The sequence below is a fragment of the Mycobacterium sp. NPDC050041 genome (assembly GCF_049541695.1).
Lineage (GTDB): Bacteria > Actinomycetota > Actinomycetes > Mycobacteriales > Mycobacteriaceae > Mycobacterium.
Genome location: NZ_JBMVDG010000005.1, coordinates 156,592 through 171,241 on the forward strand (window position 1 = coordinate 156,592; position 14,650 = coordinate 171,241).

Below are 14,650 nucleotides of genomic sequence, written 5' to 3' on the forward strand. Positions count from 1 at the left end.
AATCGTAGATGGTGTAACCCGCGGTCACGGCAGCGACGCGGCACGAGTCCGGTCACAGTGCCGCCCGCAGCACGGCGACCGTGTCCAGGTCGTCGAGCGCGGCCACCCCGCGTCGCAGCCCTTCCATGGCGATGCCCTCGGCCTGCATGCCGCCCATGCCCGCGGTGATCAACGGTGCGACATAGGCATACAGCGCACCCTGGCGGTACCGGCGCCAGAGATCGTCGCGGTCCCAGTCCGGGCCGCCACCGGCCGCCAGCGCCCGGCGGTACACGTCGAGCAGATCGCGCTCGGCTTCCCGGCGGTCGGCCGTGGTCAGACAGGTCACCAGGGTGTAGGCCAGCTCCCGGCCGGGGTTGCCGCTGCGGACGGCCTGCCAGTCCAGCAGCCCGGCCGCACCGTTGCGGAAGTAGACGTTGCCCGGGTGGGCGTCGCCGTGCATCACCGTGTGCGGCGGCCGGTCGATCAGCGCCGCCACCGCGCGGTAGTTCTCGTCGATGAAGCGGCCGCGGTCGACCGGGATGTCGGTGCGCTCGGCGATCCGGCGCGCCGACGCCCTGCACAGCGCGCCGGTCAGCAGCGACGTGTGGTCACCCGAGGGGGTGTAGACCCAGTCCGGCGGCCGCCCCCAGTGCGTCGCGTGCAGCGCCGCGAGGCGTTCGACCACGAGCGCCGCCCGGTCCCGGTCGAGCGGGTGCAGGGTGTCGGGGAAGTCGCACTCGGCGGCGGGCAGATCCTCGAGCACCAGGACGAAGCGCCCGGTGAGCGGGTCGAAGGCCGAGCCGTAGGACGTCGGCACGCCGTGCAGTCCCGATGCCAGCCGGTCGTAGAAGCACACCTCGGTGTGGGCCAGCCGGCCCAGTTCACCCATCAGCCGGGTGGCCGCCGTCTCGGCAGGCATCTTGACGAACACCGTTGCCGGAACGCCGTTTCCGGTGAGCGCCAAGCGTGCACGCGAGGACGTGCCCGCGTCCCCGCCGACCAGACGCACCGACGTCACGGTGCGACCGATGATCGCCGACAACGCCTCGGGCCCGAGGTCGGCCGGCCGGCGCGGCAGCGAACGGGCACCGCCGATCGCGGCATCGGTCACCACCCGCTGCACCCCGCGCCCCAGATGGGCCGCGAGACCGAGGACGGGAACCACCCGTTCGGCGAGTCGCGCCGAAACCCCTGAGGCGATCGTCACCGGGTCGATAACCTCCTAGGTTGGCCGGTAGGTCCGCACAGTTTACAAACTATTGCCGAAGTGTAAAGGCCGAATGGCCTGACGCGATCCGTGCGATTCGGAAGGGGTCACATGGCCGGTCCGCTGACAGGCGTGCGTGTCGTCGAACTCGGCGTGTGGGTGGCGGGTCCGGCCGCCGGCGCCGTCCTCGCGGAGTGGGGCGCCGACGTCGTCAAGATCGAACCCCCGGCGGGCGATCCCGCGCGGATGTTCGGCCGCATGCTGGGCATCGACGGAGACGTCAATCCGCCGTTCGAGATGGACAACCGCAACAAGCGCGGCGTCGTCCTGGACATGACGACGACCGAGGGGCGGGCCACCGCACTCGAGTTGATCTGCGACGCCGATGTTTTCCTCACCAACGTGCGGCCGGGTGCGTTGCGCCGGCTCGGTCTGGACTTCGAGACGGTGGCGACCCGCAACGCCCGGCTGGTCTACGGGCTGATCACCGGTTACGGCGAGGCCGGGCCCGACGCCGACCGGGCGGCCTACGACGTCGCGGCATTCTGGTCGCGCGCCGGGCTCGCGCATCTGCTGACCCGCCCCGGCGACAGCCCGCCGTTCCAGCGCGGCGGACTGGGCGACCACATGGCGGGGATGACGATGGCCGGGGCCCTGTGCGCCGCGCTGGTGGCGCGGGCGGCGCGCGGCACGGGCCAGCTGGTGACGACCTCGCTCTACCGGCAGGGTGCCTACGCGGTGAGCTTCGACCTCAACACGTTCCTGATGACAGGGCACCAGATCGCCATCGGTCAGCGCGAGACGATGGCCAACCCGTGCATGAACAACTACACCGCGTCCGACGGCCGGCGGTTCTGGGTCGTCGGTCTGCAGGGGGAGCGGCACTGGCCTGCGCTGTGCCGGGCGGTGAGCCGGCTGGGGTGGCTGACCGAGGAGAGGTTCGCCACGCCCCGCGCCAGGGCGCGCAATTCCGCGGAACTGATCGGCCGGCTCGACGAGATCTTCGCGACCCGGCCGCTGTCCGAGTGGGCAGAGGTCTTCGCCGCCGATCCCGACTTCTTCTGGTCTCCGATCAACACCATGGAGGACGTGGTGGCCGACGAGCAGTTCCATGCGGCAGGCGGGGTGGTCTACGTGCCCGACGGCGAGTCCGCCGCCCCGATGGTCGCCACACCGGCCGACTTCCACGGCACGCCGTGCGAACAGCGAAGCGTCGCACCGATGCTCGGCGAACACACCGAGGAGGTACTCGCCGAGCTGGCGGCGCGCACGGCGCGGGGCGCGAGCTGACCCCGCCCACCAGACCTCGGGCACCGACCGGGCGAGCTTTACAAAACCGCGGGTCAATGTCACGCTGATCACATCTGGGCGCGACGGGCCGCCGGTCGCGGAGTCGAGGGGAAACGGTGTGACGAACGGTGATTCAGCTGCTGGAACGGTGTCCACCCGCGAATTCAGCCAGGTCGACATCACCTCTCAGGAGTTCTGGAGCCTGCCGTTCGCCGAGCGCGACCGGTCGTTCGCGACCCTGCGCGCCGGCGACGGACTGACCTGGCACCGGCCGCTGCCGTCGCTCTTCCCGATGGAGGAGGACGGCTTCTGGGCGCTCACCCGGCGCGCCGACATCGTGTACGTCAGCCAGCATCCCGAGTTGTTCACCTCCGCGCGCGGCGTGGCGCTCGATCCGATGCCCGCCGAGGTGCAGCGGATCGCCTCGTTCTTCCTGACCATGGACCCGCCGGAGCACACCGTCTACCGCAGGCTGATCAGCGCGGCGTTCACCCCGCGCAACGTCCGCAGGATCGAACAGCAGATCCACGACAACGCGGTCGCGGTGGTCGACGACCTCGTCGGGGCGGGCGAGGTCGACTTCGTCGAGGCCTGTTCGGCGCGGCTGCCGATGCTGACGATCTCCGACATGCTGGGGGTGCCGCGCGCCGACCAGCCCGCGGTGGCGAAGGCGGCGGAGAAGCTGTTCAGCATGAGCGACGACGAGTACTCGTCGCTGGAGGAGCGCGCCGCCGACACCATCAACGAGATCATGCTGCTGTCGGCCACCGGGGTCGAGTTGGCGAAGTTCCGTCGCAAGAATCCCGGCGACGACCTGATGACCGACATCGTCAACGCCGAGGTCGACGGTCACCGGCTGACCGACGAGGAGGTGGGCGCGTTCCTCATCCTGCTCGCCTCGGCAGGCAACGACACCACCAAGCAGACGACCTCGCACGCCGTGCTGGCGCTGAGCCACCACCCGGACCAACGCGACTGGCTGCTGGCCGATTTCGAGAACCGCATCGGCCCCGCGGTCGAGGAGTTCGTGCGGTGGGCGTCCCCGGTGATGCAGTTCGCCCGATTCGCGACGACCGACACCGAGATCAACGGCGCACCGGTCGCGGCGGGCGACAAGGTCGGCCTGTTCTACTGCTCGGCCAACCGCGACGAGGCCGTCTTCGGCGATCCGCACGACTTCGACCTGGCCCGCTCACCCAACCCGCACCTCGGCTTCGGCGGCGGCGGCCCGCACTTCTGCCTCGGCAGCAACCTCGCGAGGGTCGAGCTGCGGGTGCTGTTCCGCGAGTTGCTGACTCGTGTGGACGTCGAGTTCGGCGAACCCGACCTGCTGCACAGCACATTCGTGCACGGCATCAAGCGGCTGCCCGCCGTGATCCGCTGAAACCCGGCGCTCAGCGCGGATCGATTCTGTCGCGCAGGCCCTTCGCCGCGACGACGGCGGCGCCCGCCGCGCGTACCCGGTCGGTGAGTGCCCGGTCGGAGGTGGCCACCGTGATGTCGGCCGGCCGCTCGTCGGCCGCGACCAGCCGGACGATTTCGTCGTCTGCGGAGTTCGGCGCTGCCGCGGGCGCGTTGGCGATCGTGATCACGGCGGACTCCAGCGGCGGCGACAGCGGCTTCTCGAAAACCACGGTCACATCCACGTTCTCGGCACCGGCCCAGCGTTCGAGGTCGGCGACCAGAACTGTCATCGCCCGCCGCCGGTCGCGCCACCACCCGTCCGGGCGTGAGCCGATGACGTTCATGCCGTCGACGATCCACCGCACTGCGTCAGCCTAGGCCGCGCGGCCGTTCAGCGCGGCCGAGGGCGCACCAGCACCGACTGGGCGATGGCGCCGACGGGGCCGGTCTGGTCGAACAGCGTGCCGATCGTGGTGCCGATGCCGTCGGGTCCGTAGTCGGTCTCGGCGCGAATGCCGATCCATCGGCCGTCGGGGACGCGATGCACGTGCACCGCGAGGTCGGTGTTGAGGAACGTCCAGTGGCGCGGGTCGAGCCGGGTGCCGATCCCGTTCGCGCAGTCGGCCACCGAGAACAACCGCTGCAGTGGTGTCATCGTCTCGTCGGCGACCAGGTCGACGGTCGGTGTCAGCCACGATTCGCCCGCGCCGGCGTTCAGCGGGTCGGTCAGCCAGCGCCAGTCGAGGCTGTGCACGTAGTTGCGGTCCCAGTCCTTGGCCAGGTCGCGGCTGCGGGCTCCGGCGATCGGACGCAGCGGCGGCGCCGCGGCGTGCTGCAGCGCCGAGGTGTCGAGCCGCTGCAGCCGCCATCCGGTCGCCCGGGCGACGGGCCGCGGTGCACCGTCGGGCCCCGGCGCGAGCATCTCGGCGGCGACGAGTTCGATCTGCCTGCCTCGCCGCTCGATCCGGGACCGCAGCCACAGGTCGCCGTCCGCGGGCACCGGGCCGAGCAGGTCCACCAGCACCCGGCTCAGCCGGGTGTCGGCGCGCTGTTCGCGTTGCTCGAGGGCACGCACCAGCAGCGCCGAGACGGGCGCGGCGTGCTGTATCGACGCCGACCAGGTGCTGCGTACGAGATCGGTCGCCGAGAACCGTTCGCCGACGGGGTCGTCGGCGTCGACGAGTTCGTAGTACGCGTCAGACATGTCCGTGCACTCCCGCGCCGTGCACGCCGGCGACGTCGACGACCACGGTGTCCACCCGCGAGTCCCTGCTCCCGACAAGGCGTTCCGGGTAGGCGTCGGTGCTGGTGAGCAGGAACAGCACCCGGTCCTCCGGGCCGCCGAGCGCACAGGCGATCGCGGTCCGCCCGCCGGTGTCGATCCGGTCGGTCACCTGGGCCCCCTGGCTGCCGCCGTCGACGATCCGGACGAATTCGTGCGCCAGCGTCATCGACGTCCACACCCCGCCCTCGGCGTCGATCGCGAGCCCGTCGGGCGGGCCGGCCAGGTGCTCGGCGAACGGGCGCCGCTCCCCGAGTGCGCCGTCGCCGCGGAGCGGGAACGCCGTCAGGCGCCGGCCGGTGGACTCCGCCACGATCAGCGTGGAGCCGTCCGGTGTGATCACCATGCCGTTGGGGAAGTCGAGACCGCCCGCGACGACCGTGACGGTGTCGTCGGGGTCGAGTCGCAGGATCACCCCGCCTGACCGTGCCTGCGACCCGATGAACGCCCGGCCCGCGTCGTCGATCACCATGTCGCCCAATGCCGCAGGCGCCAGGTCGGCCGGATTCGCCACCGTCACCACGGTGTCGCCGTCGTAGGCCAGGATCTCGCGCCGCTCGGTGGACGCGATGAGCAGCGTCCCGTCCGGCCGGAAGCCGAGACCCGACGGCGCGTGCCCGGCGACGGGCAGCGTGGTCATCGAACCCGTCATGTCGACGGTGTGGACCGCCTCGCCGAGCATGTCGGAGAACCACAACATTCCCTCGAACCACCGCGGCCCCTCGCCGAAGCAGAAGCCGGACGCCAGCGGCGTCACTGCGCACCTTTACAAAACACGGCACAAGTGTCACGCTCGCTGGGTGCCACTGTCAACCACCCGCGCCCGGTCGCGATGACCACCGGCGACAGGTCATGAAGAAGTACCACAGCCACACCCTGCTCTATCTGCACGAGACCATCGCACTGGGGTCGATGTGCAGCGATCGCTTCACCGAGGCCTTCACCGCCACCTATCATCCGATGATGGCCGAGCTCGGGGCCCGGCTGTTCGCGATGTGGGAGACGACGCCCTACAACGGGCACTGGCCGCAGGTCACCGTCATCTGGGAGATCGACGCGTTCGCCGACTACTCGCGCATCGGAAAGGCGCAGTCGCGCGGCGGAACCCACGAGGCACCGGCAGCCCAGTGGGCGGCGTTCCTGGCCGGCGCAGGCGCCCACGGCGAGGGCCGGATCATGTACGCGGGCCGCAGCAACCGCACGCTGACCGAGCTGACCTCGGCCGGCTTCGGGGCGGGCCTGGTGATCCAGGAGATCATGCAGACCAAACCCGGCCGCCAGGACGACTACATCCGCGAACTCGAACGGCTCTACGTGCCGTGGTCCGAACGCACCGGCAAGCGGTGGTTGGGCTCGTTCATCACCACCTTCCGCTTCAACGAGGTCATCCACTACTGGGCGCTCGACGGCGACTGGGACTGCTTCGCCGAGCACTACCCGTCGTGGAAGGACAGCCCGCCCGCCGAGATCGTCACCTGGATGAGCGTCGCGCCGGCGCTGCGCGACGGCTGGGAGGATTCGATACTGCAGGCCCTTCCGCCGTCTCCGCTGCAGTGAGCGCGATGAGAACCCCTGAGGAGACCCGCTTCTCGTATCACCCGTTCGACCCGGCGGTGATGGCGGACCCCACGCCGTACTACCGGGTGCTGCGCGACGAGCACCCGCTGTACTACGTGGCGGACCTGGACACCTACGCGGTCTCGCGGTTCGCCGACATCTGGGAGGTGTTGGGCGTCAACGACGGTACGTTCGTCGCGTCGGAGGGCACGCTGCCCGCCGCGGCGGTGCTGGCGCGGCGCAACAGCGGGCCGGTGGCCGACCCGCCGCTGCACCCGATGCCGTTCCACGCCAATTTCGACACCCCGGTGTACGACACCGTCAGGCGATGCACCTCGGGGCCGTTCCGGCCGCGCTCGGTGCCCCGGTTCGCCGAGAGGATCCGGGAACTGGCGAACGAGCGTCTCGACGAACTGCTGCCGCGCGGCCGGTTCGACCTCACCCAGGACTACGGCGGCATGGTCGCCGCGTCGATGGTGTGCGACGTGCTCGGCCTGCCCGTCGAGCAGGCCGCCGACGTGCTGGCCACGGTGAACGCGGGCAGCCTGGCCCAGCCGGGCAGCGGTGTCGAGGTGGCCGACGCCCGGCCCGGCTACCTGGAGTACCTCGCGCCGGTGGTGCAACGCCGGCGGGCGGATCTCGGCGAGGCGGTGCCGATCGTCGACAACCTGCTCGGCCACACCCTGCCGGACGGCTCGCGGTTCACCGACATGGAGGCGGCGGTGCAGATGCTGGGCGTCTTCATCGGTGGCACGGAGACCGTGCCCAAGATCGTCGCGCACGGATTGTGGGAACTCGGCTCGCGTCCGGAGCAGATGGCGGCCGTGCGCGCTGATCCCGACGCGAACGTACCGACGGCACGCGAGGAGATGATCCGGTACTGCGCCCCGGCGCAGTGGTTCGCCCGCACCCTGCGCAAGCCGTTCACCCTGCACGGCACCACCATCGAGCCCGGTCAGCGGGTCATCACGCTGCTCGCCTCGGCGAAGTTCGACGAACGCGAGTACCCCGACCCGGAGGCGTTCGTGTGGGACCGCCGGGTCGAGCGACTGCTGGCCTTCGGCCGCGGACAACACTTCTGCCTCGGTGTGCACCTGGCCCGGCTGGAGATCACCATCCTGGTGCAGGAATGGCTGCGGCGGGTGCCCGACTTCCACATCGATGCCGCGCGGGCGTTCCGGCCGCCGTCGAGCTTCCAGTGGGGCTGGAACAACGTGCCGGTGGAGGTGTGACGATGTGGTCCTATCGGCTCGTCGCGCCGTACACCTTCGAACGCACCGACCGGCCCGAGCCCTGCGCGGCGAGCCTGGCCGACGGACAGGTGCTGCTGCGGTTCCTGGCCGCAGGCATCTGCGGCAGCGACCTGCCGGGATTTCGCGGCACCCGCGGCAGACTGCCCGGCGACACCGGCGCCCACGCCGCGGAGATGGACGGCTTCCCGATCCACGAGATCGCCGGCGAGGTGATCGCCAGCCGTCATCCGCGCCACCGCGACGGTGACCGGGTGGTGGGCTGGGCATCCGGGTTCGACGGGCTGCAGGAGCTGGTGGTCGCCGACGGCGACGGGCTGGCGCCCTTCGACCAGGCGCTCAGCCCGGCGCAAGCCGTCGGGCTGCAACCGCTGGCATGCGTGCTGTACGCCGTCGAACAGCTGCCCGCACTGGCCGGGCGGCGGGTCGCGATCATCGGCCAGGGTTCCATCGGGCTGCTGTTCTCCTACGTCGCCAAGGCGGCGGGCGCCGCGCAGGTCATCGGTGTCGACCCGGTCGACCGGGCCGCGCTGGCCGCCCGGTTCGGCGTCGACACCGCGGTGCGCGCCACCAGCGACCGGTGGGTCGGCCACCTCGATCCCGCCGACCGGCCCGACATCGTCATCGAGGCCGTCGGCCACCAGGTGGCCACCCTCAACCACGCGGTCGAGGCTGCGGCGTTCGGCGGCACCGTCTTCTACTTCGGGGTGCCCGACGACGACAGCTACCCGATCAACATGCGGGCGATGCTGCGCAACAACCTGACCCTGAAATCCGGTGTGACACAAGACCGCCGCCGTGTACTCGAGCAGGCGGGCCGATTCGCCGCCGACCATCCCGGCCTGCTGCCCGGATACCTGACGCACACCTTCGGCGTGGACGCCGTCGCAGAGGCGTTCGACCTCGCCTGCCGGCCCACACCGGGGCGCGTCAAGATCGCGATCGCCGGATGAACGCGTTCCGGCGGGCCCTGGCCGACCGGCCGAAGCTCTGGGGCGGCTGGGTGGTCGGCCCGACGATCATCGGACCAGAGGAGTTCGCCGCCGCCGGATACGACTACGTCGGATTCGACACCCAGCACGGCTATCTCGACGACGCCGATGTCGCGCTGCTGTTGCGCAGGCTCGAGCACGTCCCGGTCGCCACCGCGGTCCGGGTGCCCGCCACCGACCCCGCGCCGATCGGCCGCGTGCTCGACGCGGGCGCCGACGCGGTCATCGTGGCGATGGTCGAGACGCCCGAGCAGGCGGCCGCCGCCGTCGCCGCGACGCGGTACGCGCCCGACGGGGTGCGCAGCTTCGGCCCGCTGCGGGCGAGCCTCGGCCTCGACACGGCCGCCCTGCAGGAGCGCGCGGGCGTGTTCGCGATGATCGAGACGGCCCGCGGTCTCGGCGCGCACGAGGAGATCTGCGCGGTGCCCGGCCTGACCGGGATCTACGTCGGGCCCGCGGACCTGGCGATCTCGCTCGGGCATCCCGTCACCGAGGCATACCGTCACCCCGCGCTGGTCGACGCGATGGCCGGCATCCAGGCGGCGGCCACGGGCGCCGGCCTGATCTCCGGTGTGCACGCCGGCGCAGGTGCGCCGGGAAAGATGTTCGCAGAGATGGGATTCGAGATGATCACGCTGGCATCGGAATCGCAGGCGCTACGCCGCGGCGCCGTCGCGCACCTCGCCGAGGCGACCGGCACGGCCGACGCCCCCGGCCGCGCGGAGGGCGGGTACCGGTGAGCGGATTGCGTGTCGCGCTGGTGACGGGCGCCGCCCGAGGTCAGGGTGCGGCGATCGTAAGGCGCCTGCACGCCGACGGCTTCCTGGTTGCGGCGTGCGACGTGCTGGGCGACGACGTCCGGGACACCGCCGCGCAGTACGACGCAGGCACCGTGCTCGCGATACCGCTCGACGTCACCTCGGCTGAGGAGTGGGATGCCGCGGTCACCGAGGTGGTCGGCCGGTTCGGGGCGTTGACGACGCTGGTCAACAACGCCGGCGTGCTGCACCGCGCCGCCATCGCCGACGAGACGCCCGCCGGCTTCGAGAGCAGCTGGCGGGTCAACTGTCTCGGCCCGTTCCTCGGCATCCGCGCCGCACTCGACCACCTCACCGCCGCCGACGGCGCCGCCGTGGTCAACACCTGCAGCACCGGGGCGGTGCGCGCCTTCCCGAACCACGCCGCCTACGGCTCGTCCAAATGGGCGCTGCGCGGGCTGACGCAGGTCGCCGCCGCCGAACTCGCGCCCGCGGGGATCCGGGTGAACGCGGTGTTCCCCGGCCCGGTGCAGACACCGATGCTCGACGACGCGACCCAGGCCCGGCTGGTGGAGCGGGCGGTCAGCGGCCGGCTGGGCCGTCCCGCGGAGATCGCCGACGCCGTGGCCTTCCTGGTGTCGGAGCAGGCCTCGTTCATCACCGGGTCCGAACTCGTCGTCGACGGCGGCCAGACGCTGCAGATCGGATGAAGTCGAGCATGTCCGTGGGCATCATCGGAGCCGGACCCGGCGGTCTGGCGCTGGGAATACTGCTGCGCAAAGCGGGCTTTCGCGACTTCACCATCTTCGATCGGGAGGACGGCGTCGGCGGCACGTGGCGCATCAACACCTACCCGGGGCTGGCCTGCGACGTGAAATCGCACCTGTATTCCTACTCGTTCGACCTGAACCCGCACTGGTCGAGGCTCTGGTCGGGGCAGCCCGAGATCCTCGCCTACTTCGAGGACTGCGCGCGCCGCCACAGCCTCGGGCCGCATCTGCGGCTGCAGACCGACATCGTCTCGGCGCGCTGGAATCCCGACGGCCGATCGTGGCGGCTGACGACCGGCGGCGGCGAACACCACGACTTCGACGTCGTCGTCTCGGCGATCGGACTGTTCACCCAGCCGGTGATGCCGGACCTCGTCGAGGAGGAACCGTTCGCCGGCACCGTCATGCACACGGCGCGCTGGGACCATTCCGTGGACCTCGCCGGCCGCGACGTCGCCGTGCTCGGCACCGGATCCACCGCGGCACAACTGATTCCCGAGGTCGCGAAGGTGGCGCGCTCCGTCTACTCCGTGCAGCGCTCCGCGACCTGGATACTGCCCAAACCCGACCGGCCCTACACCCCGCGTGAGCGGTGGATGTTCGCGCACATCCCGTTGGCGAAGCGGCTGTACCGCACCCGGCTGTGGCTTCGCAGCGAGTCGAACATCGCGGTGATCGAGCACGGCAGCGACAAGACCCGGGAGTTCCGCGACGTCGCGACGACGGTGCTCGAGAAGACGGTCGGCGACGACCGGTTGCGCGAGCAGCTCACACCGCAGCACCCGTTCGGCTGCAAGCGGTTGGTGTTCGCCACCGACTACCTGCAGACGCTGACCCGGCCGCATGTCCGCGTGGTGTCCAGCCCGGCACGGGCGCTGCGGTCGCGGTCGCTGGTCACCGCCGACGGCACCGAACTCGACGTCGACGTCGTGGTGTGCGCCACCGGGTACGCCGCCGCCGACTACCTCGGGCAGATCGACGTGGTGGGGGAGGGTGGTGTCTCGCTGCACGAGACGTGGCGCGACGGCGCCTACGCGTATCTGGGCATGGCGGTGCCCGGGTTCCCGAACTTCTTCATGCTGTACGGGCCGAACACCAACGTGGGCTCCAACAGCGTCATCTTCATGCTGGAGGCCCAGGCCCGCTACATCGTGCGGGTGCTGCGCCACCTGCGCCGGCGCCGCAGGACCTACGTCGCCGTGCGGCCGCAGGCGATGGCCGACTTCATCGCACGGATCGACGGGTGGATGGCCGGGACGGTGTGGACGACCCGCTGCAGCAACTACTTCCACGCCGCCAACGGCCGGGTGGTTACGCAGTGGCCGCGCAGCGCGGGAATGTTCTGGCGGATGACCCGCCGGTTCAGGGCCGCCGACTACACCTTCGACGCGCCGGCCGGCCAGTCCCGCATCGAGGTGCGTGCGCACCCTGCCGCCGCAGGCTGACGGCCGTGGCTCCCGACGGCGACGCCGGCATCGCGTGGCGCCTGCACCCCGCGCTGAGGCATCTGGCCGGCGTCAGGACCGACCTGTCGCCCGGATTGCTGGCAGCGGTGCGGGCGTCGCTCGACGAACGTCGCCGGGAGTCGGCGGGCGCGGTCGACACCGCCGGGGTGGACATCAGCGAGCAGTCGGTCCCCGCCGTTGGGGGCCGGCCGATTCCGGTACGCATGTACCGGGGTGGCGGCCCGCCGGCGCCCGCGGTGCTCTACCTGCACTCCGGTGCGTTCGTGCTGGGCAACCTCGACACCGACCACCGGCAGTGCGTCGAACTCGCACGCCGGGGGCGCTGCGCCGTGCTGTCGGTGGACTACCGCCTCGCGCCCGAGCATCCGCATCCCGCCGCATACTCCGACGCCTTGGCGGTACTGCGCTGGGCCGTCTCGAATGCCGCAGCGCTGCACCTGGACCCGGACCGGGTGGCGGTCGCGGGCAGTAGCGCCGGCGGTGCGCTCGCGGCGGGGCTGGCGCAGCGCGCCGCCGCCGGCGATGCGCCCACCGTGGTGTTCCAGCTGTTGCACCAGCCGGTGCTCGACGACCGGATGACGCCGTCGCGGCGGGAGTTCACCGCCACCCCCGGATTCGACGGCGCGGCGGTGGACCTGATGTGGCGGTACGTGGCGGGCGATTCGGTGCCGCAGGACGCGGTGCCCGCGCGCACCGCAGGCCTGAGCGGTCTCGCGCCCGCCCTGGTCACCTGCTCGGAACTCGATCCGCTGCGCGACGAGGCGATCGACTACGCCGCCCGGCTACTGCGGGCGGGCGTGGCGACCGAGCTGCACGTCTACCCGGGAACCTGCCACGGGTTCGACTCGCTGGTTCCCGACTGGGAGGTCAGTACCGGATTGTTCGCATTGCAGGGCGATGCGCTGAGGCGCGCATTCGAATGTCAGAAGATGCCGCGGTAGGCGTTGAGCGCGGGTTGTCCCCCCAGGTGGGCGTACAACACCGTGGACTCCGGCGGGATGTCACCCGATGCGACGAGGTCGATCAGCGCCGCCATCGACTTGCCTTCGTACACCGGATCGAGGATGACGCCCTCCAGCCGGCCGGTCAGCCTGATGGCGTCGACGGTCGAGGCGACCGGGATGCCGTAGTAGTCGCCCGCCCAGCCTTCGAGCACAGTGGTCTCGTCGTCACGCAGGGCACGTCCCAGTCCGATCAGCTCTGCGGTGCTGTGTGCGATCCGCTCGACCTGTTCGCGCGTCTGCTGCACTTTCGCCGACGCATCGATGCCGATCACCCGGCGCGGCCGCTGCTGGCCCGCGAAGCCGGCGATCATCCCGGCCTGGGTGGAACCCGTGACGCTGCAGACCACGACGGTGTCGAAGAACACCCCCAGCTGCTCTTCCTGCCGTTGCACCTCGTAGGCCCAGTTCGCGAAGCCCAGGCCACCCAAGGGGTGGTCGGACGCGCCGGCCGGGATGGCGTACGGCGTCCCGCCCGCACGTTCCACGTCATCGATCGCGCTGCGCCAGCTGTCCTTGAACTCGATCCCGAAGCCCGCCGGGTCGAGCCGGACATCGGCGCCCATGATGCGGGACAACAGGATGTTGCCGACCTCGTCGGCCACCGGGTCCGGCCAGTCCACCCACCTCTCCTGTACCAGAACGGCTTTCATGCCCAGCTTCGCCGCGACCGCGGCCACCTGGCGGGTGTGGTTCGACTGGACCCCGCCGATCGAGACCAGGGTGTCGGCTCCCTGCCTCAGTGCGTCGGGGATCAGGTACTCGAGCTTGCGTGTCTTGTTCCCGCCGTACGCCAGGCCCGAGTTGACGTCTTCGCGCTTGGCCCAGATCCGAGCGCCGCCGAGGTGGCTGCTCAGCCTCGGCAACGGGTGAACGGGACTGGGTCCGAACGTGAGGGGATGGCGTTCGAAGTCTTCGATGGGCATCCGCTCTCCTCACACGTGGCGACGCGACGGCGACGCCTCTGCTCGGCCGTCCACGGCGGAACGGTCGTGAGATACGATATATTGCATGCCGGTCCCGGACGAAGTCGGTAAGCACAAGAGGTCGCTGCTGCGGGAGAACGCCTACATCTCGCTGCGGGACGCGATCGTCAACGGCACCCTCGCCCCCGGCGAGAAGCTGCGCGACCCCGAACTCGAAGCATGGCTGGGGATCAGCCGCACGCCCATCCGGGAGGCGATCGCCCGGCTGGAGACGGCGGGGCTGGTGCACACCTTGCCCGGCCGTTCGACGGTCGTGGCTTCCATCGAACGCAAAGCGCTTCTCGATGCGCAGGCCGTCGCCGCGACGATGCACGCGCTCGCGGTGCGCACCGCCGTCCCGCTGATGGGGAAGCGGGAGATCACCGCAATGGTCAAGGCGAACAGGGAGTTCGCCGCCGCATTCTCGGCGGGTGAAGCGGAGTCGGCCATGCGCGCCGACGACGAATTCCACGCGATCGCCGTGGAAGCCAGCCAGAACCGGACGATCCCGGTGGTCCTCGAACAGGTGACCCCGGTGCTGCGGCGGCTCGAATTCCTGCGCTTCTCCTCGCTGTCCGGCAGGGAGTCGATCTCGCAGCACAAGCGGATCATCGAGTTCTGTCGCCAGGGCGACGCCGATGCCGCTGCGGAGGCGACGCAGCGCAACTGGGAGACCCTGTCACTCCTGATCGACCGGCAGGAATTCGCCTAGGCGCTTCGGCGGTG

General features: G+C 70.8%; 15 protein-coding genes. 10 read left to right on the forward strand and 5 right to left on the reverse strand.

Annotated elements, in window-relative coordinates; all coding sequences use genetic code 11:
- Positions 1–52: 52 nt before the first annotated feature.
- The gene (locus ACPCHZ_RS17425; protein ID WP_423485867.1) at positions 53–1,189 is read right to left on the reverse strand and encodes a phosphotransferase; all 1,137 of its coding nucleotides are present in this window, start codon (positions 1,187–1,189) and stop codon (positions 53–55) included.
- 111 nt (positions 1,190–1,300) lie between these two features.
- Between ACPCHZ_RS17425 and ACPCHZ_RS17430 the strand changes: the two genes are divergently transcribed.
- Both ACPCHZ_RS17430 and ACPCHZ_RS17435 read left to right on the forward strand, forming a co-directional pair.
- On the forward strand, positions 1,301–2,479 hold the full coding sequence (locus ACPCHZ_RS17430) for a CaiB/BaiF CoA transferase family protein (protein ID WP_423485868.1): 1,179 nt from the start codon (positions 1,301–1,303) through the stop codon (positions 2,477–2,479).
- Between the two features lie 148 nt (positions 2,480–2,627).
- On the forward strand, positions 2,628–3,863 hold the full coding sequence (locus ACPCHZ_RS17435; RefSeq protein WP_423485869.1) for a cytochrome P450: 1,236 nt from the start codon (positions 2,628–2,630) through the stop codon (positions 3,861–3,863).
- Between the two features lie 10 nt (positions 3,864–3,873).
- On the opposite strand, the gene ACPCHZ_RS17440 is transcribed toward ACPCHZ_RS17435, so the two are convergent.
- Genes ACPCHZ_RS17440 through ACPCHZ_RS17450 form a run of 3 tightly spaced genes read right to left on the reverse strand, consistent with a single transcriptional unit; the run spans position 3,874 to position 5,922 of the window.
- Complete coding sequence (locus ACPCHZ_RS17440) at positions 3,874–4,248, reverse strand: NYN domain-containing protein (RefSeq protein ID WP_423485870.1); 375 nt, start codon at positions 4,246–4,248, stop codon at positions 3,874–3,876.
- 26 nt (positions 4,249–4,274) lie between these two features.
- Entirely contained in the window at positions 4,275–5,087 is an 813-nt protein-coding gene (locus tag ACPCHZ_RS17445; RefSeq protein WP_423485871.1) for a thioesterase family protein, read from the reverse strand.
- Positions 5,080–5,922 (reverse strand): SMP-30/gluconolactonase/LRE family protein, encoded by an 843-nt coding sequence (locus tag ACPCHZ_RS17450; RefSeq protein WP_423485872.1) that lies wholly within the window; start codon positions 5,920–5,922, stop codon positions 5,080–5,082. Before ACPCHZ_RS17450 ends, ACPCHZ_RS17445 begins: the two co-directional genes overlap by 8 nt.
- 95 nt (positions 5,923–6,017) lie before the next feature.
- Between ACPCHZ_RS17450 and ACPCHZ_RS17455 the strand changes: the two genes are divergently transcribed.
- The 7 genes from ACPCHZ_RS17455 to ACPCHZ_RS17485 are packed head-to-tail and all read left to right on the forward strand — an operon-like array spanning position 6,018 to position 12,899.
- Positions 6,018–6,722, forward strand: a complete 705-nt coding sequence (locus ACPCHZ_RS17455; RefSeq protein WP_364978716.1) for an NIPSNAP family protein — start codon at positions 6,018–6,020, stop codon at positions 6,720–6,722.
- Between the two features lie 5 nt (positions 6,723–6,727).
- Positions 6,728–7,954 carry a cytochrome P450 gene (locus ACPCHZ_RS17460; RefSeq protein ID WP_423485873.1) on the forward strand — a complete coding sequence of 409 codons (1,227 nt, stop codon included), beginning with the start codon at positions 6,728–6,730 and terminating at the stop codon, positions 7,952–7,954.
- A gap of 2 nt (positions 7,955–7,956) precedes the next feature.
- Complete coding sequence (locus ACPCHZ_RS17465; RefSeq protein WP_423485874.1) at positions 7,957–8,925, forward strand: zinc-binding dehydrogenase; 969 nt, start codon at positions 7,957–7,959, stop codon at positions 8,923–8,925.
- A complete protein-coding gene (locus tag ACPCHZ_RS17470; RefSeq protein WP_423485875.1) occupies positions 8,922–9,704 on the forward strand; it encodes an HpcH/HpaI aldolase family protein in 783 nt (260 codons plus the stop codon). Before ACPCHZ_RS17465 ends, ACPCHZ_RS17470 begins: the two co-directional genes overlap by 4 nt.
- Positions 9,701–10,432, forward strand: a complete 732-nt coding sequence (locus ACPCHZ_RS17475) for an SDR family NAD(P)-dependent oxidoreductase (protein ID WP_423485876.1) — start codon at positions 9,701–9,703, stop codon at positions 10,430–10,432. The genes ACPCHZ_RS17470 and ACPCHZ_RS17475 overlap by 4 nt, the downstream gene beginning before the upstream one ends.
- 8 nt (positions 10,433–10,440) lie before the next feature.
- Positions 10,441–11,937 (forward strand): flavin-containing monooxygenase, encoded by a 1,497-nt coding sequence (locus ACPCHZ_RS17480; RefSeq protein WP_423485877.1) that lies wholly within the window; start codon positions 10,441–10,443, stop codon positions 11,935–11,937.
- A 5-nt stretch (positions 11,938–11,942) separates the two neighbouring features.
- Complete coding sequence (locus tag ACPCHZ_RS17485) at positions 11,943–12,899, forward strand: alpha/beta hydrolase (RefSeq protein ID WP_423485878.1); 957 nt, start codon at positions 11,943–11,945, stop codon at positions 12,897–12,899.
- Here the strand turns inward: ACPCHZ_RS17485 and ACPCHZ_RS17490 are convergent.
- Complete coding sequence (locus tag ACPCHZ_RS17490; RefSeq protein WP_423485879.1) at positions 12,881–13,885, reverse strand: 1-aminocyclopropane-1-carboxylate deaminase; 1,005 nt, start codon at positions 13,883–13,885, stop codon at positions 12,881–12,883. The genes ACPCHZ_RS17485 and ACPCHZ_RS17490 overlap by 19 nt on opposite strands.
- Before the next feature lie 85 nt (positions 13,886–13,970).
- Here ACPCHZ_RS17490 and ACPCHZ_RS17495 point away from each other — a divergent pair, with 85 nt between their 5' ends.
- Positions 13,971–14,636, forward strand: a complete 666-nt coding sequence (locus ACPCHZ_RS17495; RefSeq protein WP_423485880.1) for a GntR family transcriptional regulator — start codon at positions 13,971–13,973, stop codon at positions 14,634–14,636.
- Positions 14,637–14,650: the final 14 nt, after the last annotated feature.